The 19,381-nt window shown below is 61.1% G+C and carries 15 protein-coding genes; 6 read left to right on the top strand and 9 right to left on the bottom strand.

All coding sequences use genetic code 11. The annotated features are described in order from the left end of the window. Nucleotides 1-42 precede the first annotated feature (42 nt). Genes IPK17_RS31835 through IPK17_RS31815 form a run of 5 tightly spaced genes read right to left on the bottom strand, consistent with a single transcriptional unit; the run spans nucleotide 43 to nucleotide 3,431 of the window. On the bottom strand, nucleotides 43-627 hold the full coding sequence (locus IPK17_RS31835) for a ComEA family DNA-binding protein (RefSeq protein WP_343421761.1): 585 nt from the start codon (nucleotides 625-627) through the stop codon (nucleotides 43-45). Continuing rightward, nucleotides 624-1,028, bottom strand: a complete 405-nt coding sequence (locus IPK17_RS31830) for a DUF3052 domain-containing protein (RefSeq protein ID WP_343421760.1) — start codon at nucleotides 1,026-1,028, stop codon at nucleotides 624-626. Before IPK17_RS31830 ends, IPK17_RS31835 begins: the two co-directional genes overlap by 4 nt. A gap of 6 nt (nucleotides 1,029-1,034) precedes the next feature. After that, the gene (locus IPK17_RS31825) at nucleotides 1,035-1,628 is read right to left on the bottom strand and encodes a mechanosensitive ion channel family protein (RefSeq protein WP_343421759.1); all 594 of its coding nucleotides are present in this window, start codon (nucleotides 1,626-1,628) and stop codon (nucleotides 1,035-1,037) included. A 9-nt stretch (nucleotides 1,629-1,637) separates the two neighbouring features. Next, entirely contained in the window at nucleotides 1,638-2,474 is an 837-nt protein-coding gene (locus tag IPK17_RS31820) for a carbon-nitrogen hydrolase family protein (protein WP_343421758.1), read from the bottom strand. Between the two features lie 42 nt (nucleotides 2,475-2,516). Then, nucleotides 2,517-3,431, bottom strand: a complete 915-nt coding sequence (locus IPK17_RS31815; protein ID WP_343421757.1) for an RluA family pseudouridine synthase — start codon at nucleotides 3,429-3,431, stop codon at nucleotides 2,517-2,519. A gap of 91 nt (nucleotides 3,432-3,522) precedes the next feature. Here IPK17_RS31815 and rsfS point away from each other — a divergent pair, with 91 nt between their 5' ends. Then, complete coding sequence (rsfS, locus tag IPK17_RS31810) at nucleotides 3,523-3,870, top strand: ribosome silencing factor (protein WP_343422584.1); 348 nt, start codon at nucleotides 3,523-3,525, stop codon at nucleotides 3,868-3,870. Nucleotides 3,871-3,950: 80 nt separating this feature from the next. Here the strand turns inward: rsfS and ndk are convergent, their stop codons facing one another. From ndk to IPK17_RS31795, 3 genes are all read right to left on the bottom strand, one after another. Next, entirely contained in the window at nucleotides 3,951-4,406 is a 456-nt protein-coding gene (ndk, locus tag IPK17_RS31805) for a nucleoside-diphosphate kinase (protein WP_343421756.1), read from the bottom strand. A 79-nt stretch (nucleotides 4,407-4,485) separates the two neighbouring features. Beyond that, nucleotides 4,486-6,594 carry a hypothetical protein gene (locus tag IPK17_RS31800; protein WP_343421755.1) on the bottom strand — a complete coding sequence of 703 codons (2,109 nt, stop codon included), beginning with the start codon at nucleotides 6,592-6,594 and terminating at the stop codon, nucleotides 4,486-4,488. A gap of 12 nt (nucleotides 6,595-6,606) precedes the next feature. Beyond that, nucleotides 6,607-11,181 (bottom strand): tetratricopeptide repeat protein, encoded by a 4,575-nt coding sequence (locus tag IPK17_RS31795; RefSeq protein WP_343421754.1) that lies wholly within the window; start codon nucleotides 11,179-11,181, stop codon nucleotides 6,607-6,609. A 181-nt stretch (nucleotides 11,182-11,362) separates the two neighbouring features. Here IPK17_RS31795 and IPK17_RS31790 point away from each other — a divergent pair, with 181 nt between their 5' ends. From IPK17_RS31790 to IPK17_RS31770, 5 genes are all read left to right on the top strand, one after another. Next, nucleotides 11,363-12,562 carry a BMP family lipoprotein gene (locus tag IPK17_RS31790; RefSeq protein WP_343421753.1) on the top strand — a complete coding sequence of 400 codons (1,200 nt, stop codon included), beginning with the start codon at nucleotides 11,363-11,365 and terminating at the stop codon, nucleotides 12,560-12,562. Between the two features lie 102 nt (nucleotides 12,563-12,664). Then, on the top strand, nucleotides 12,665-14,143 hold the full coding sequence (locus tag IPK17_RS31785) for an ABC transporter ATP-binding protein (protein ID WP_343421752.1): 1,479 nt from the start codon (nucleotides 12,665-12,667) through the stop codon (nucleotides 14,141-14,143). After that, nucleotides 14,140-15,234, top strand: coding sequence for an ABC transporter permease (locus IPK17_RS31780; protein ID WP_343421751.1), 1,095 nt, complete (start codon nucleotides 14,140-14,142; stop codon nucleotides 15,232-15,234). Before IPK17_RS31785 ends, IPK17_RS31780 begins: the two co-directional genes overlap by 4 nt. After that, nucleotides 15,227-16,204 carry an ABC transporter permease gene (locus tag IPK17_RS31775; RefSeq protein ID WP_343421750.1) on the top strand — a complete coding sequence of 326 codons (978 nt, stop codon included), beginning with the start codon at nucleotides 15,227-15,229 and terminating at the stop codon, nucleotides 16,202-16,204. The genes IPK17_RS31780 and IPK17_RS31775 overlap by 8 nt, the downstream gene beginning before the upstream one ends. Nucleotides 16,205-16,373: 169 nt before the next feature. Further along, nucleotides 16,374-16,970 carry a Uma2 family endonuclease gene (locus IPK17_RS31770; protein ID WP_343421749.1) on the top strand — a complete coding sequence of 199 codons (597 nt, stop codon included), beginning with the start codon at nucleotides 16,374-16,376 and terminating at the stop codon, nucleotides 16,968-16,970. An 85-nt stretch (nucleotides 16,971-17,055) separates the two neighbouring features. Here the strand turns inward: IPK17_RS31770 and IPK17_RS31765 are convergent, their stop codons facing one another. Beyond that, nucleotides 17,056-19,251: a tetratricopeptide repeat protein gene (locus tag IPK17_RS31765; RefSeq protein WP_343421748.1), complete on the bottom strand. Its 2,196-nt coding sequence runs from the start codon at nucleotides 19,249-19,251 to the stop codon at nucleotides 17,056-17,058. Nucleotides 19,252-19,381 lie beyond the last annotated feature (130 nt).

Genomic DNA, 19,381 nt, shown 5'->3' with positions numbered 1-19,381 from the left:
AGAGCTATCCGCGCGCCTTGCCACGACGATCCGGTAAATCGTCTAATCAAACTCCAGCAGCGGTTCGAGCCGCTGTATGAGCGCCTCCCCGATGCCTTCAATGGCGTCGAGGTCGGCCATGTTTGTGAAGCGCCCCACTTGATCGCGGCGGTCGATGATGCGCTGCGCCAGCACTTCGCCGACTCCGGGGAGCGTCATCAGTTCATCGAGATTCGCCGTGTTGACGTTGACCCGTGCCCCACCCTGCGGCGTCGCGATGATGCTGGTATCAGCGTCGGCTTCGACTGCCCCTATTTCATACACATGGACCTGATCGCCATCGTGCAGCACGGCGGCGAGGTTGACGCGCGTCAGATCGGCGTTGGCCGTTGTTCCGCCAGCCAGTGCGAGCGCATCACTGACGCGGCTGTTATACGGCAAACGGATCACCTGATTCGGCTGGTTGACCGCGCCCGTCACATACACCTGAATCTCGCCGGGCGTGGTCGCGGTCGGCGTCGGCACGGGCGGTTCGATGACGATGTGTATAGGTTCAGGCCGGGTGGTGAGCAGCAGCACCGCGCCCCCGATCAACGTGATGATGAGGAGCGCGAACGCGAGAATTGAGAGGCGGGGTGCGGTGGTCATGGGCGGTCTTTGCGGCGATAGACGAACTTCAGGCCCGACCACTGCGCATCGACGGCGATCACTTTGACGTCGACCAGACCGTGTGCCAAGCCATAGTCGCGAATGATGTTTTCGTCCAAATCGGTGGGGATGCCCGCCGACTTCTTATACCACGAGACCCACAGCATCCCATTCGGCTTGAGCAGCGCAGCAAGGCGCTCAAAATCGGCGTCGAAGGCCGCGTAATCGCGCACGAACAACTGAATCAAGTCGAGCGGCGGATCGAGGCTGATCTCGACATCAGGCAGAAGCAACCCCGGCGTGTACGTCTCCGGCGCGCTGACAAACGCGATCCGCATGCCCGGTTTGACGCCAAGCTTGTCCAGCAGTGACCGTTTGGAATACCCTGCCGCGTCGGTCATGGCACGTCAGCGCGGAGGTTGGGCAGGACGCGGCGGCGGCGGCGGTGGCTGCATCGACGCGAAGGTCGGCGTATTGTTGCTCACGATGATCGATTCTTGGAACAGCGTGCGATTCGGCACGAGGATGCGCTGCGTCTCCGTCTGGAGCGTGGTGTAGCGCAGGTCGATATCGGTCACGATGCCCTCATGCGCTCCCACGCGGATGTAATTGCCGCGCCGGAAGGGGCGGTACATCAGGATGAGGATGCCGGAGAGCAAATTGCCGATGATGTCCTGCAGCGCGAAGGCGACGGCGAACGTCGTGATCCCCAGCCCGGCGACCAGCGCGGAGACATCCACGCCAATCGTGCCGAGCGCGGTCAACAGGCCGGAAACGATGATCGTCAGGCCAATCACCTGCGTCATCAAATCCAGCACCGAGTCATCGAGCCGCGTTTTGCTCCCAAAGCGCCGTACGGTCGCGCGGAACAGAATGCTCACAATCCAGAAGGCAATGAAGATCACCAGAGCCAGCAAAAGCTGCGGAATAAAGCCAATGATCTGTTCGGTTAACGTCGGCGCGACGACTTGCGCGGCGGTCTCGATGGTCTCGGTGGGCATAGTATCAGTTTAGTAGCGGCGGACGATGGACTTGTAGACGGTCGGCTGGCGGTTCTGGATCAACTGCCATTCTTCGCGGCTGCGGCGGATTTCATCCACGTCGATGCGCGCCACGACAAAGCCCTCATTCGGCGCGCCCGTGTCCGGGTTGGTATCGCCCGCCATCGTCGCGTAGATGTCACCGCGCGGCCCGACGATCATACTGTCACCACCGAAGCTCATGGTCACGTCTTCGCCAACACGGTTCGACCCGGCCATGAAGACCGCGTTTTCGTAGGCGCGAGCGCGCATGAAGGTCTTCCATGCGTCCACATCGGACGCTTCCCAGTTCGCCAGCACGCACAGAATTTCCGCGCCATCCAGCGTGAGCGCGCGCGCGACTTCCGGGAACGCGAGGTCGTAACCGACCATCAGGCCAATCGAGCCGATTTCCGTCTCGATCACGGGCATCTGGTAGCCATCGCGGAAGGCCATGCGTTCTTCGCCGCGCAGGTGAATTTTGTTGTAGACGTCGACGACATCGCCTTCCGGCCCCACCAGCACCGCCGAGTTGTAGAGCACGCTTTCGACTTTTTCCTTGGTCACCATGCCAAAGGCGATATACACGCCGTATTCGCTGGCGCGCTGCGCCATCAGGTTGACCGTCGGACCGGGAACACGCTGCGCCTTTTCAGTAAAGCGTAAGCCCAACTCATACCCGCTGGTGATCAGTTCGGGGAACACAATCAGGTCGACGCGCTGGGCGGTCGCCACCTTGCTGATCATGTCGGACATCTTGATCAGATTTTCGTCAGTTTCACCGAGCTTAGGACTCATCTGAACAACAGCGACAGAAACTTCGCGCATGGAATTTCCTTATGAGCGTTAAGCGATTCGACTTAAATTGTACTATGCCCGGCGCAAATTCTCCAAGTAGCCCTCGAGTTCGGGCGGCAGGGGCGACTCGAAGCACAGGCGCTCTTTGGTGCGCGGATGATCAAAGCACAGCTTGGCGGCGTGCAGAAACTGGCGGTGATAGCGCGTCTTGCGGAAGCCGTAGACCTTATCGCCGACCAGCGGGCAGTCGATGAAGGCCAGATGCACGCGAATCTGGTGCGTGCGCCCGGTCAGCAGCTTGACCGAAACGAGTGTTTTGCCATCTTTGAAGCGTTCCACAACCTGAAATTCGCTGATGGCAGGACGCCCGTCGCGCGTAACCTTCATGCGTTTGCGCTGATTCGGATCACGGGCAATCGGCGCGTCGATGCGTCCCAGGTTCGTCTTAGGGGTTTTCTCGGTCAGCGCGAGGTAGACCTTCTCGACCGTACGCGCGGAGAATTGGCGCATTAAGCGCTGCAGGGCGGGCGCGCGGCGCGCAACGAGGATCAGGCCGCTCGTCTCTTTATCGAGGCGATGCACGATACCGCGCCGCTTGGGGGAGTAATCCATCTCGGCGATTTCCGGGTAGCGCGCGAGAATGGCGTTGACGAGTGTGCCCGTCTCGTTGCCCGCGCCGGGATGCACGACCATGCCCGCGGGTTTGTCGATCACGGCGATATCCGCATCTTCGTAGAGCACCACCAGCGGAATCGGCTCTGGTTCGACCGTCTTATCAGGCGGCGCGGGCGGCACCGTGACAATGATGCGTTCGCCCCCCTTGAGCTTGATGCCGGGTTTGATGATCTCGCCGTTGACGCGCACATGCCCTTCACGGATGAGCGTTTGAATCTGCGAGCGGGTCAGGCGGTCGCCGACGTGCGCGACGATCAGTTTGTCGAGGCGTTCGCCTGCCGTTTTCACCGTGAATTCGATGTGTTGAGACATTACAAGCCTTTTATACAGTAACGTTGACCGAAAGGTGAACTATGATACAATGAATACTAACCTGTTTGAGTGATCGTGAGGAGTCGATTCTCTGGAAGCGTTAGATTTAGCCCGCGAAATTGTTCACGCCGTTGAGGATAAGAAAGCCGAAAACATTCTCCTGTTGGATTTACGCCCGGACACCGTAATTGCGGATTTCTTTGTGATCTGCACGGGGACGAGCGACCGCCAAATCCGCGCCCTGGCCGAAAATGTCCGCGAATCCATCAAAACCAAGTTTGGCAAGCTCCCCCACTCCACGGAGGGTGAGCATACCAGCGGATGGATGCTGCTCGACTACGGTGATGTGATCGTCCACATCTTCGGGGAAAGCCAGCGCGAGTTTTACAATCTGGAAAGTTTCTGGCGTCAAGCGAATGTGCTGCTGAGTATTCAGTAGTGATAGGACTGAGGTTAAAGGACTGAGGACTGAGCAAGCAGCAAACTCAGTCCTCGGCACTCAATCCTCAGTCCTGCCTTTTAGCGACCTTCGAAAATCCACGGGTCGGTGACGCGACCCCACGAAATGAGTTCCGCTTCGGTGAAGAAGTTAGCGATTTCGACCAGACCGTTTTCCGGGCTGTCGGAACCGTGCACGAGGTTACGGCCAATTTCCAGACCGAAATCACCACGGATGGTGCCCGCGCCCGCCTTCGCCGGATTGGTCGCGCCGATGGTGCCGCGCGCCGCTTCGATGGCATTCGTGCCTTCCAGCGCGATCACCACGACGGGCGACGACACGATGTAGTCGACCAAACCGTTGAAGAACGGCTTGCCCTGATGCACGGCGTAGTGCTTTTCCGCTAATTCCCGCGACACCTGCATAAACTTCATACCGACGATGCGCAGACCGCGCGCTTCAAAGCGGCGGATGACTTCCCCGGTCAGGCCGCGCTGCACGGCATCCGGCTTCACAATGATGAGTGTACGTTCCACTGCTAAAACTCCTCGATGATCTGAGCTTTGGGCACAAAAAACGGGTCATTGTGACCCGTTCTGGTAAGTCTGCTGCTGATTATAGCTGATTCAGGGCTTCCCGATAAGTGTTGAGCGCGTCCTGCAGTTTGCCCTGCCGCATCAGGCCGTCGCCGAGCACGCGATACACCGCCGGGACGGTGCGGTACGATTTGACCATCTGCTCGAGGTCGGCCACCACGGTGTCGATATCGACGCTCGCGCGGATCAAGCCTTCGTATTCGCTCAGGCTGCCTTCCAGATCGCCGCTCTGTTCGAGGTCGCGCGCGCTCTGGAGCGCTCCCGCGCTGACCGGCGCCCGCGGGATCAGCGGCGCGGCGGTGGTCGGCGGCGGGACAGGTCGCTGCGCCACAGGCGGCACATAGACCGGTTCCGGCTCGGGTTCCGGTTCAAACGTGAACGCGGCGGGTTCGAGATCGGCGGCGGTTTCGGTGAGCCAATCTGGCACTTCGACCGCTTCCGGGTTCTCCAGTTCGGAGAGCCAGTCCGCAAAGGCCGGTTCCGCGGGCGCGAGTTCGACCACTTCCGGTTCGGCGGCAACCGGGAGTTCGGTACCCGCCATCCACGACGGCAGGCCCTGTGCTTCGCCCACGGGCAAATCTTCAGCGGGCAGCGGCTCATCGATCAGCTCGTCGTCCTGCTGTTCCAGCTTTTCGACGGCGGCAATCCGCGCCGGGTCGCTTACATTCCGTTCGTACCAGTCTGGCACTTCGGCTACGTCAATCGTGCCCGCCTGATGTTCAAGGTCAAAGGCTTCGGCCCACGTGTCATCCGGGTCGACTTCAACGCCAGCGGCCGGTGCACTGGCCACCTGCGCCACTGGTTCCGCGGTTTCCGTGAACAGGGAACCGAAGTCCATCGGCTGATCGTCCGGCTCGGCTTCTTCTTTCAACCAGTCCGGCATATCTTCCGATACGGGCGTGGGTGGGAACAACGCGTCGAGGCTGGCGGTCGGCTGCGGTGCGGCGGGCGGTTCAGCGGGTGCGCCGCCCATCTGTTCCAAGAGCCAATCCGGCAGTTCGGCAGGCACCAGCGCAGGTTCTTCATCCAGCTCCGGCATGACCATATCCGGCTCATTGACGATTTCGTCAACCTTCGCCTCGAACAGCACCTGAATCTGTTCCCGGGTGACCGAGCCATCGGCCAGCGCCCGCTGAATCGAGTCCATGGACATCTCGTCTCCGGACTCGTCTTCCGCAACCGGGGCCACCGGCGGCGGCGCGGGGGGCGCATCGTCGGCCAGGCTGCTCAGGAAATCGGACGGATCGCTCAAAGTCGGCGCGGGCGCCCGATTATTCGTCACGGGCGGTGTGTCAAACGAGAAGGCGACATACCCGGGCGCTTCAATTTCGTTCAGTTCCGGCATGGGAATATCGAGCTGTGCCGGGGTGAGCAGTTCTTCGGTATCCGCACCCTGACGCCGTGCCAGCGACTCCAGCCATTCGACCGAGTCCGATCCACCAAACGGATCGCGCGCGGGGGCGGGCTGCGCCAAGGGATCATCCTGCGTGCGGGCGAGGTCTTCCAGCCATGAAAGCGAGCTGCCCGCTTCGGGCGCCGCGGCGGCAGGGGTCGAGTCTTCGGTCGAGAGGTTTGACAGGTCGAGATTGAACAGGCTGTCATCTTCGCCACCGTTGCCACCGGCCAGACTTTCCAGCCACGCCAAACCACCCTCTTGCGCGGGCGGTGCAGACCGGGTCGCGGCGGGAGCGGGCGGAAGCTGCGCAGCGGCGGGACGCGCGGGCGCGGGCTGCTGCACAGTCGGCGGTTGCGCAGGCGGTGCAGGCGGCGCAGAGGTCGCCGGACGCAGCGGAGCCGCGGTCGGCGGTGGTGTGATCACACGGGCGGCCGGGCGCTGCGGTTCAGCCGCAGGCGGCTCAACAGGCTTGACCGGTTCCGGCGCGGGCTTCGGAGGTGGCGGCGCGGCGGCTTTCGGCACGCCCGGCTTGATCGGCTCCATCTTGCCTTCTTGCCCATAGGGAACATATCCCGGTTCGTCGATGACGACGCTGTTCGGGTCAATTTCGGCAATGTCCATGTCAGCAGATGAGACGAGCCCCTCGGTTGCGCCTTGACGTTTCGCCAGTGTTTCGAGCCATTTATTGATCTCTTCCGGCGACATCTTGTCAAAATCTGGCATGTTGTCCATCAAACCACCTCGTTAACGCAACCATTCCGGCAAATCGGCTTCATCGTCGTCGGATACCCAGTCCGGGAAATCCTCGTCAGGCTGAGGGGCGGCAGGTTGTGCCGGGGGAATCAGTCGGTCTAACCAAGCGGGCGTCTTGCTAAAGGTGAACGACGATGCCGCTTCCGCCAATTCCTCATCAACCATATTGTTCAGCCACGCAAATTCACGCGGAGACGCTTCTTCCACCTCGTGCGTCTCTTCCTCGACGGTCTCGGTCGGCGCATAGTCGACATCGAGGCCGGGGACCATCGCGTTCAACCAATCCGGCGTGTTATCCGCCTCAGCATCACTGTGTTCAGTTATAACATCGGGTTCCGTGACCGCGCTAGGGACAGCCTCCGCATCCAGCACGGGGATCACGTCTTCGGCAGGCACAGCAGCGGCGGCAAATTCTTCTTCCGGCGTCGCCGCGATCACCGCGTCATCCGGTGTGTACGGCAGAATGTCCGCGTCAAAGGCGCTCTCGTCCGCCATAAAGGCGGTTTCGGGCGCGTCCGGCAGCGCTTCGGCTTCCGGTTCAGCGTCAAACAGCGACGCGAGTTCTTCGGCGGAAGCGGGCACGGCGGCGTCTTCGTCTTCGGTAGCGATTTCTGGCTCCAGCTCGCTGATCCAGTCGATTTCGGCGTTCGGCGTGGAGGTCGGCGCGGACATGGCATCGACTTCGCTCAACGGCATGTTGAACGCGTCAAATTCGGTGGTCGCGGGCGTATTCAGCTCAGGCAACCAATCGACATCGGCCTCGTCCGCGGGCTGGGCGTCGAGTTCAGCTTCAAGTTCGCTGTCCGCACCCGGATCAAGCGCGCTCAACCAATCGGGCGTGCCATCGGCGGCGACCGCTTCAGCTTCGGCCTCAAGTTCGACTTCAGCTTCTGCCGCGGGTTCCAGACCCAGATCGGTCAGCCAGTCGGCCTCGGCTTCCGCCACAGGTTCAGCCTGGGGTGTCGGCCACGTTTCCGGTTCAGTTTCCGTCAGCCAATCCGGCGTGTCGACTTCAGCTTGCGCTGGGGCGGCTTCAGTTTCCGGTTCCAGTTCGCTCAACCAATCGGGAGCTGCTTCAGCGGCGGGTTCAGCGGGCGCATCAGCTTCGAGGCTCAGTTCACCCAGCCAATCGGCATCTTGGGCAGTAACCGCCGACTCGACGGCGGGTTCGCTCTCGGGTGCAAGTTCGCTGAGCCAATCCGGCGTCTCGGTAACCGTGACTTCGGTTACCGCCGGGGCTTCAGGTTCCAATTCACTCAACCAGTCGGGCGAGGTTTCAGCGGCGGGTTCGGCCTGCGCTTCCTCTTCGACCGGGTCATCGCTGAAGGCGTCCATCCAACTGAGATCGTCGGCGGCGCTGGTAGGCGCGCTGACCGTCTCCGCGGGGGTTTCCGCGACAGGCGCAAATTCGCTCAGCCAATCGGGCGTCTCCGCCTCAGCTTCCGCGTCCAATGCGAATTCTTCGTCGGCTTCTGGCTCCGCTTGTGGTTCCAACGCGCTCAACCAGTCCGGCGTGTCGGCAATGGCCTCAACTTCTGGATCCAGCGCGAATTCTTCGTCGGCTTCCGGCTCGACTTCTGCTTGCGGTTCCAGCGCGCTCAGCCAATCGGGCGTATCGGCGACAGCCTCAGCTTCCGCGTCCAGCGCGAATTCCTCATCGGCTTCCGGCTCGGCTTGCGGTTCCAGTGCGCTCAACCAATCGGGCGTATCGGTCAGAACAGCATCCGCCACCGGGAATTCATCTTCATCATCCGCAGTCGCTTCCGGTTCCAGTTCGCTCAACCAGTCGGGGGTGGACTCGGCAGCAGGCGCGGCTTCACTGGGTCTCGCGCTCGCCTCAGCCATCGCATCCATCCAACTCAGGTCATCGGCGACGGGCGCGGTCTTCGGCTTGATCTCGCTCAGCCAATCCGGCGTCTCTTCCGTGGCCACGGCGTCTTCAAAATCGAGGCCAAAATCATCCGCCGATTCATCGGTCGGCTCGGCGCCCGTTTCCGCTTCGAATTCGCTCAGCCAGTTCGGCGAGGTCTCGGCCACGGGTACGGGCGGCGTGAACTCCGCTTCGACTTCCTGCCGCAGATCGCCGAAGTCGCTCATCCAGCTCGTATCATCGTCCAACCCGCTGACATCCGCAGCAGCGGGAGTCGCGGTTGGCGGGGCAGCGGCTTCCAAATCGCTCAACCAGTCGGGCGCGGCTTCCGGCGCGTCAGTGTTAGGGAAATCCGCATCCGGGTTAGCGGGCGCGGCGAAATCGCCAAATTCGCTCATCCAGCTTGGATCATCCGCGGTGGTCGCGGCGGGCTCGTTGTCAAACAATCCCGTCGCATGAACATCGGCGGGCGTTTCAAAATCGATGCTCGCCTCGGTTTCATTCAACCAGTCGGGCACAGGTTCAGAACTCTTCGCAGATTCATCGCCGAAGTCGATGCCGTTCATCCAGTCGAACGCGTCGTCAGCGGTGCTGGTCGCCGGAGCAGCAGGCGCCGCTGCGGCCAGCCAATCGGGTGAATCCGTTGGCGTGGCGGCGGGTTCTTCGGACGTCTCGTCCATCCACGCGAATTCTTCGTCGATGCCACCGCTCGCTTCTTCATCATCATCGCTGCCGCTGATTGAGCTCATCCAGCCGAGATCATTCTCGTCTGAGTCATCCGATGAACCGCCAGCTTCGTCAGCGGGCTTCAGTTCGGACAGCCAATCGGGGACTTCGGCGCTCACAGGTTGATCGTCGGACGAGGACGCCCCGTCCATATCATCCATCCACGAGAAAGCATCGTCATTGTCGTTTGCGTCTGCGTTGAACCCAGATGTATTGTCGGGCATTTCATCACCGCCGCTCTGTGGCACTTCGTTCCCCCATGTGAGTGTCCCCGTATCGGGCATATCGAGACCAAATCCGGCATCGTCGAGGCCGCTCAACCAATCGGGATTGGTCGTCGTGACGGCAGACGCTTTCTTCTTGTCGTCAAACTGGGCGCTCCACTCATCATCCGCCTCGTCTTCCGTCGCGGTTGGGAGGTTCCAGTCGAAACTCGCATCGTTGAACATCGCCGTCAGGCCGCGGCGCGGTCGCGGTGATTCCGCAGACGCATCGAGCGTATTCGTGACGGGCGGCGGTTCGGCAGCCGGCTCCTCGCTCCAATCGAGGAGCGCGCTGCTGTCATCGTCCTCGGCGGGCTGTCCGGTGGGCGCCGCGGCAGTCAACCAATCGAGGCTGTCGTCCGCGTCGGACAAATCCGGCGAACCGATAGACGTCAGCGGTTCATCATCGCCGAACAAATTATCCGGCTCATCGCTCATTTCGAGATTGTAGCGTCCCATCCACGCCGTCGGATCGTCGGGTTCCGGCATCACGAATTCGTCGTCGGTGTCGCTGAGCAGCGCCGCGGCGGGGGAGAGCACTTCGGCGTCTTCTTCAATTTCGAGCCCGCGTTCACGCAGCCACGCCATCGGGTCTTCAGTCTCAAACCCCGATTCCTCGCCAAACGTCCCCGTCTGAAAGATGGTGTCGATCTCGTCGAGTTCGCCAGTTGAATTCACATGAAAGGGGTTTAGTTCCCCGGAATCCAGCGTTGGCTGCTCGGCTTCCGGCCATTCGCGCTTGGGAGATGGGGCGGGCTTTTCGACAGGCTTGGGCGTGCCTTGCAGCATGGCGCTCACCCATTGATCCCACTGATCATCAGCGGGCGGGTCGTGCGCCAGGGCTTCAAATTCCGCCGTGCGGGTCGTCGCGCCGGAAGTCGGCGTGGTGATGCCCGCCAACCAGTCGGGGTTGTCTTCCGCGACCACGGCGCTTTTGGCGGCGCTGCGGAAATCCAGTTCTTCGAGGCGGAAAGCGTTATCTTCGACCGGCTCGCCTGTCACCAGTTCGACCGCCAGATACGGATCGACAGATTCCAGATGATTAATGTAGCGCTGCGCGTCCGTCGGGCGGCCTTCAGTCAGCCACAACCGGGCCATGATGCGATTCGCGCTCAGGCAGTCGGGGAGCTTTTCGAGCACATCCATCGCGAGTTCTGCCGCTTCCAGCCGAAACTCCGCTTCCCACAGCACTTCGGCCAGCAACAAGCGCAAATCGACGCGCTGCGCCGAGCGCAAAAGCGCGCCGCGCAAGGTGTCTGCCGCTTGCACATAACTCTGAGTTTTCAACGCCTGCCGCGCCACTGCGACCGCCGTCAGCGGAATTTTCGCATTTTCAACGCCGTGGTGCTGGCTGTATAACAGGCGCAGTTGTTCAAGAATATTCTTATCCGCCGGATGCTGCTCAAACGCGCGTTCGAGATGCCAGATCGCATCTTCGGGGTGATTCGTGCGTTCCATCGCCTCGCTCAAACCAACGTGCGCGACGAAATCATCGGGAACCACGCTCAACACGCGCTGCAGCGCCGAAGTCGCCTCTTCCCAACGCCCATTCTCCACCAAGGCCCGCCCCAGATACCGGTAAGCGGCAACATTCTTGGGGAAGTATTGCAGGATGTGACGACAGTGTTGAATCACTTCGTCCGCAGAACTGGCGTTTAAGAGGTTGTCCAGCTTGGCTAGATAGTCTCTTAGGCTAATTTCAGACATACTCTATCCCATACGCGGGTAAACCTGCTGACTAAAGCATAACACGAATCAATAAAAACATACTTGATTTAGGCAGATCGTAGCGAAAATCAAATCAGGAAATTGGTACATGTAGCCCTTGCCGACATTGCAACGCCCGGTAAACTCTTAGGCAGTTTTCTTAATACACGGAGGCAATCAGATGCACCGAAAAGGTTTACTTTTTGTCATCGCCGCCCTCGCATTCGTTGCGCTGGCCGTCGCTCCCGCATTCGCGCAAGATGAGTTCGTTTTTGGTCTCGTGCTCGTCGGGCCGGAAAACGATCGTGGCTGGAGTCAAGCGCACTATGAAGCCGGTCTGTACGTTCAGGAACATGTGCCCGGTTCCCGCATGATCTTCTTCCCCAGCCTCAACCCGGCTGATGCGCCGGAAACCACCCTGCTCGATGTCGCCACCGAGCTGGTTGATCAGGGCGCGCAGGTCATTTTTACGACTTCCGATGCGTTTGAAGAAGATACGGACGCCGTCGCCGCCGCCTTCCCCGATGTCCCGTTCATCAATATTTCCGGCGACAATTACCTGACGGGTGAAGCGCCCGCCAATGTCGGCAACCTGATGGGTCAGGCCGAGTGGAGCAAGATCATCGCCGGGTGCGCCGCTGGTCTCGCGACCGAAACGGGCAGCATCGGCTATCTTGGGCCGCTGATCAACGGTGAAACCCGTCGTTTCGCGTCGTCGGCCTACCTCGGCGCGCGCTACTGCTACGAACACTACAAGGGTGGCAACCCGGATGATCTCACGTTCACCGTAACGTGGATCGGCTTCTGGTTCAACATCCCTGGCGTCACGCTCGACCCGACTGAAGAAACCAACACTTTCTTCGACAGCGGCGCGGACGTCGTCCTGAGTGGTATCGACACGACCGAAGCGATCACGATTGCCGGTCAGCGGGCGGCGCAGGGCGAAACCGTGTGGGCTGTGCCCTACGATTTCATCGGCGCGTGCGATATTGCGCCGGATGTCTGCCTCGGCGTGCCGTACTTCAACTGGGGTCCGAGCTACACGGCCGTGATTCAGTCCGTTCAGGACGGCACATGGTCGCCGAGCTGGGATTGGGTCGGGCCGGATTGGTCAGACATCAATAACCCCGAAACGTCCGCGGTCGGTTTCGTCAAAGGCCCCGGCCTGACCGAAGAACAGAGCGCGCAGTTGGACTCGTTCATTGCCGATCTCGCGGCGTACGCGACCAACCCATTCGTGCCGAACAGCTTCGCGCTGTGGAGCGGCCCGATCAACCTGCAGGACGGCACGGAACTCGCCGCTGCTGGTCAGTTGGTTGACCCGCTGGATGTGTGGTATCTGCCGCAAATCCTCGAAGGCATGGTCGGCGCCAGCGAATAAGTCGGGTGCTTAATCCACGCTTCTGTGGTCAACAGGTAGGGGCAAGGCGACGCCTTGCCCCTACGCATTCAGTACGCAACCTAGCTGTGAGAAAGCTCCCCAATGAAGATCGAACTCAGGCATATTCACAAACGGTTCGGCCCGGTTCACGCCAACAATGACATCAGCATGACGGTCGACGCCGGGAAAATCGTCGCGGTGCTAGGCGAAAACGGCGCGGGCAAGTCGACCTTGATGAAGATTCTTTCCGGCTATCAGCCCGCCGACAGCGGTGACATCATCCTCGACGCCAAACCCGCCAGTTACCACACGCCGCAGGGCGCGATTGCTGCCGGGATCGGCATGCTGCAGCAAGACCCGCTGGATATCCCTGCGTTCACGGTTTTAGAAAATTTCGTTTATGGTCAAAATGTTGGTTTCTTTTACTCCCCGCGTAAATGGCGGGAACGGTTGAAATCGATCTCGGCGCGGCTGGGCTTTGAACTCGATCCCGATCAGCCAATTGCCGCGTTGAGCATTGGTCAGCGGCAGCAGTTGGAGATTGTGCGTCTGCTCTCGATGGGCGTGCGCACGTTGATCCTCGACGAGCCGACGACCGGGATTTCCGCCGAACAAAAAACTATTTTGTTCCAAGCGCTGCGTGAATTGGCGCGCAACGACGGCATGAGCGTGCTGCTCGTGTCGCACAAATTAGAAGATGTGATCGCCCTGTGCGACAGCGTGGTCGTGCTGCGCGGCGGGCGGCTCGTCGGGACGCTGCAGCTCCCGGCGACGATGGAACAGCTCGTGCGCCTGATGTTCGGCCAGGAACTCGCGCCGCCCGCGCACGAATGCCTCGTCAACCCGAAAACGGCGATCGCGCTCGACAACGTCACGCTGCGGGGCAAACGGGTCACGGTGAGCAATTTCAGCATGAAAATCCGCGCCTGTGAAGTGATCGGGCTGGCCGGGTTGGAAGAAAGCGGTCAGGAGTTGATCCTGCGGGCATGTGCTGGGCTGGTCAAAGCCGCGCACGGTCACATTCACTTAGGCGAAACGGATATCACGGGCAAAAGTTATCGCGATTTCCTCGCGGCGGGCGTAGCATTCGGCGCGGCGGGTCGTCTCGAAGAGGGCTTGATCGCCGGGCTGACGCTCACCGAACACATCGCGCTGACCACAGAAAATAAGAGTCTGGTGGATTGGGCGCGCGCCAAGTCACTCACCGACCAGAAGCTCAAGCAGTACAATGTGCGCGGTCGTCCAGACAGCCTGATCGAACAGCTTTCCGGCGGCAATCAGCAGCGCCTGCTCATGGCGTTGATGCCGGAACAGCCCATCCTCATGGCGCTCGAACAACCGACGCGCGGCCTCGACGTCGACTCGGCGCAGTGGATCTGGCAGCAGTTACTCGAACGCCGTGAACGTGGGACAGCGATTCTGTTCTCATCGCCCGACCTCGACGAACTCGTCACCTACAGCGACCGGATTTTCGTCGCTTACGCGGGGCACATCGTCGAAATTCCGGATGCCCGCCAAACGAACATCGATGAACTCGGCCGTTTGATCGGCGGCCACTTTGAGAAGGCAGCCGTATCATGAAAAATCGCACATGGTTATCCGTCGGCTTCGCGCTGCTGCCGATCATCGCCTCACTGGTGATCACCTCTGTGTTGATCATCGCCGTGGGCAGCAACCCGGTGGACGTGTTCGTCGCCGTCACCGAAGGCGCATTCCGCGACTCCCGGGCCTTTGCCGGTGTCGTCAATTTCTGGATTCCGCTGGCGCTGTGCAGCCTCGGTTTGATCGTCACGTTCACGGCGGGGCTGTGGAATATCGGCGTTGAAGGGCAAATGATGGTCGGCGCGGTCTTCGCGTCGTATGCCGCCCTCTTCATCGACCTGCCCGGCCCGGTGCTGATCGTCGTGGAAATTCTGCTCGCCATGCTCGGCGGCGCGCTGTGGGCGGGGCTGGTCGGCTTCCTCAAGACGCGCTTGGCCGTGCACGAGATTTTCGGCGGTGTAGCGCTCAACGCGCTCGCGAACGTGTGGGCGATCTATCTGATCTCTGGCCCGTGGGCGCCGCCGTCAGGCGGCACCGCGCAGGCGACCGCGCCCTTCAAAGAATCCGCCGTGCTGCCGCCGATTTCTCCCGAATTCCCCGTCAGCTTGATCGCGCTGCTGCTCGTCACCGCTGGTTTGGTGCTCATCACCTTCGCCCTGAGCGGGACGCGCTGGGGTTTGCAGCTCAAAGCGACGGGCAAGAACAGCCGCTCCGCGCTGCTGCTCGGCGTGCCGACCAATCGCAGCGCGATCTCCGCGCTCGTCGTGTGCGGCGCGCTGGCGGGCATCGCCGGGTCGTATCGGGTGCTGTTCACCTACGAAAGCCTGCGTCCGCTGGCGTCTGGCGGCATTGGCTTTCTCGCGCTGCTGGTCGTACTGCTGGTTGGCCTGCGTCCGCTGTTCGCCACCCTCGTCGGGTTGGCCTTTGCGGTGATCCTCGCGGGCAGCACCCGCTTGAAAGTCGCCCTCCAGCTCGATCAATCGCTGGCCGGCGTGCTGCAGGGCTTCATCGTCCTGCTCGTGCTGCTCTCCAACGGCCTGCGTCAGCGCTTTACCCCTGAACCTACGGGCGTGGAAACGCCGAAACCGACCGCCACCGTCGAAATCCAGAGGACGCAAGAGCATGGATGAGAGCTTAATCAATATTCTGAACAGCGTGGTCGCCAACGCGACGCCGCTGGTGATCGCCGGGATTGGCGAAACGATCACGGAACGCGCGGGCGTGACTAACCTTTCGCTTGATGGGTCACTGGCGCTGGCCGCGATGATCGGTTTTGTGACCGCGCTGACCACGCAAAGTCTGGCGCTCGGCCTCATCGCGGCGATGATCGCGGGGGCGGTCGTAGCGTTGATTGTCGCGTTAGCCGGGATTGAACTACGGCAGGATCAGGTCGCGGTCGGCTTCGTGCTGACGCTGCTCACCGCTGATCTCGCGCAGTTCCTCGGTCAGGACTACACGCGCATCCCCGGCCCGACCCTGCCCTACGTTCCCATCCCCGTGCTGAAGGATATTCCCGTCGTCGGGGAAATCTTCTTCAATCACGAGCCGCTGGTCTACTTCAGCTATGTGCTGATTTTTGTGACGTGGTATGTGCTGTTCCACACGCGCACCGGCTTATCGCTGCGCGCCATTGGCGAACGTCCCGCGGCGGCCTTTGCCCGTGGCACGAACGTCAACCGGCAGCGCTACCTGTACACGATGATCGGCGGCGCGCTGGTCGGGCTGGCGGGCGCGGCCTATTCGCTGGCCGTCAAGCCGGGCTGGTCAACGCCGCCCGTGATGCGCGGCGACGGCTGGATCGCGCTGGCCATTGTGATCTTCGGCGGCTGGCATCCGTTCCGCGTGGTGCTCGGCGCGTATCTGTTCGCCGGGCTGCGCTCGCTCTCCTCGGCGATTCAGCGCTCGCCCGACATTCAAATTCCGCTGGTGCTGCTCAACGGCCTGCCGTGGCTGCTCATGATCATCACGCTGGTGCTGGTGAGCAGCGGCGCTATCGAACGCCTGCTGCAAATCATGCCCCGCCCGCTGCAAACAGCCATGCGCGGCGTCTTGCGCAGCGATCCCCCGGCGGCGCTCGGCACACGCTTCGACGAGGGGTAGGTCTCGTAGAACCGATGTTTCGGTAGATTTCTAGCACAACAGTTGTAGGGGCGAGGCGAGCCTCGCCCAAGAGACGGGCGGGACAAGGCTCGCTCCTACAGTGAGGTTGAGTTCAATCCCCTGACTAATTCAACGCTATAATGGTGTGGAGAGTGAGGAGCATGGGTACATGACCGCGAATCCACAAGCGCGCCTATCTGTCATCACGGAAGACGAACTGATCCGCTTGGACAGTGAGGGTAAATTCTTTGAAGTCGCCAATGGGGAGTTAGTGCCGATGAGTCCAGTCGGGTATGAACATTCGGAACTCACATTTCATGTTGCCAAACTGCTCGACTCGATTGTGCGAGATCGCAAGCTCGGCTATGTGCATCCTGACAACTTGATCTATGTGCTGGCGCGAAACGAAGCCGAGGGACTAGAAATCGCCCGTATCCCGGATGTGTCGTTCATCCGTCGCGGACGCTTCCCGAAAGATTTCGACCGCAAGCGTCCGTTTCCGGGTGCGCCAAATCTGGCCGTCGAAGTGATCTCGCCGAGCGAAACTGAGACGGTCACGCTGGCGAAAGTCCGCGACTATCTGCGTTATGGTTCCGAGGAAGTGTGGGTGTTGTTCCCCGACGCCCAAGAGGTTTACCAGTACCGCAGCAGTGACCCGAAGACGATCCACGTCTACACGGGCGATGATGTGATCGACACAACCGCTCTTTTCCCCGGCTTGATGCTCAAAACCAGCGATCTGTTCGTGCTGCCCGAACTCGAATAGCTTCTACAACAAACAAAACGGACGAGCGCTCGGCTCGTCCGTTTGATTGCTATTTCTGCTGGGCTGTACGGGTGTCTGTCCGCTTTTATGACTCGGTCTGCGCGTCTCTGAGATCGGTGAAACGCGTCTCCAACTCCGCGTCGCGGAAGTTGAACGGGAAGACTTCGCTCCACGCCAGAACCCATTCGTAGTCGGCCAACGCGCCCGCTGCATCGCCCGTTTCGAGCAGAATCTGCGCGCGGACGTACCGCCGCCGTGCGGTATCCGCCACGTTCAACGCGCTGTTGATCGCTTCGAGCGCCGCTTCGGTATCGCCGAGGCTCAACTGCACGCGAGCGAGGTATTCCTGCGCTGTCGCGCGGTCATCCCGCGAAGTCAATGAGGCCGCCGCCTGCGTGAGATAGGTCTGCGCCTGCTGCAGCGTTTCGCTGTCGCTGGAGTCAGCGCTCTCCGCCAGTATGCGGCCCATGAACAGATTAACCGTGCCGTTGGTGCTCTGACCGCGTGTCAGCAGCGACTCGGCGGCGCTGCGGGCATCGCTCGTTTGCCCGGCGAAGTAGGCTGCGCGCACATAGTTGACGCGGTCTTGCGTCACCGGGTCAGCGTCGAGAATGCGCTGATAGTCGGCCAGCGCGAGGTCGTACTGGCGGCGATTCAGGTAGATGGCGGCGCGGGCGCGCAGCATTTCCAGCGTGTCGGGATCGTCGGTGTTCGCTTGCAACCCACGCTCGATAATTTGCAGCGCGAGGTCGTCACTGCCCTCGGCGATATGCGCTTCCGCCAGCAAGCGATGCGCTTCCGTCTTGCCGGGGAAGTAGAACAGGTAATCCTGCGCGTATAGGACAGCCTGACCGTACTGGCGGCGATCCATGGAGATCTCCACTTGCAGACGGTAGGCGTCTTCGGTGGACGGATCGACGTAACGAGCGAGGAACGCCTGATACAGCGCCTCTTCGTCAGCGCCTTGTGCGTACAGGATCTGCGCCTTTTGCATGATCAAGACAGTGTTCGCCGCCAATTCCTCATGCGCCAACGCCGTATTGACCACTTCGAGCGCCACGCTCAGCCGCCGCTGGCGGGTGTTCGCTTCGATCAGCACGAGATACGGCGCGACCATGCGGAAATCGCGTTCGATGGCGGCTTCGGCATGCGTCTGCATGTCTTCAAGGATCGGCGCGGCGGCCTGCGGATTGCCCGCGTCCAGCGCCTCTTTGGCCTGTCCCCAGTAGGCCTGCGCATACCCGGATTCGACCAGCGCGCGGAAGCTCGGTTCGTCGGGGCGTTCCTCAAGGCGTTCTTCCGCATCTTCGAGGATGTTGATCGCTTCGCTGTAGCGCCCCTGCATAATGCGCGCCAGCGCCTGATAGTAATACGGGTTCGCGTCGAAGCGGCCATCCACGCTAGCGCGGCGTTCGGCTTCGAGCGTGGGCAGCGCGCGCGGAATATCGCCCGCCAGCATCAACTGGTAGGCCTGCGCGAGCGGTGCCTCAAAGATTTGCGGGTAGACCTGCGTCGCGCGCGGGAAGCTGTACGGATTCGAGGTCGGCAGAACGTTCGGAGGGCGATCCGTCGGCGTCCACGTCAGGCGCGGCGTCGGCGAGGGTGTCGGCGTCAGCCCATAGGTCGGTGTGAGCGATGCCGTGGGGGTGAAGGTCGGCGTGGCGCTCGGTCCGTAGACCACGCCGCGTAGGGTGTCGTTGGTGTTCACCGCGTAAATTGCAATGATGGCGAAGACGACGAACACGGCAAAGGCTGCCGCTCCCACATACATACGATAGATGATGATGTCACGTTCGCCCGCGCGGTTGCGCGTCTTGTGCGTCCATTTGATGGTGTTCGGCACGGGTTCGAGCGACCGCCGGATGATCGCGTCAAGGGCTTGCTGCGCCTCGGTGAGTCGGTCAGCCGATGGCAGCGGCACGCCGGGAGTTTGCGTGCGCGCGGTTTCTTCAGCGGCAGCTTTCTTGGTATCTGGCGCATTTGGCAGTCGTTTGACCATCGAGGGCTGCGCCGGAGCTTGGGGCGTCGTCGAGGCCGCCTGCAAGCCTTCCAGCGCTTTCTGCGCCGTTTCGTTGTTCGGGTTGATTTCCAGAATCCGGTTTAGACAAAACACACGTTCTTGCGCATCGCGCGCCACGCTGGCCAGCCACAGCCACCCGGACTCATTGTCGGGTTCGAGGCGAATCGACTGCTGCAATAAGCGGCGCGCTTCGTCCTTGTTCCCCGCCTTCGCCGCCGTAATCCCCTGTTGACGTAGTTCGCGCGCAAAATCGCTGGACACTCTGCTCTCCCCGGTGTAGTCGCTATATTCATTTTAGCGAGAACAGGAAAAGTTTACACAAAGAAGATTTACGAATTGCCGATCGCCAGAAATAAAACGGGTATTTCCCTAGGGAAACACCCGTTACGTG

The sequence above is a fragment of the Candidatus Flexifilum breve genome (assembly GCF_016713355.1).
The sequence above is the reverse complement of the archived record's forward strand: the minus strand, read 5'-3'. Positions and strand labels throughout refer to the sequence as shown.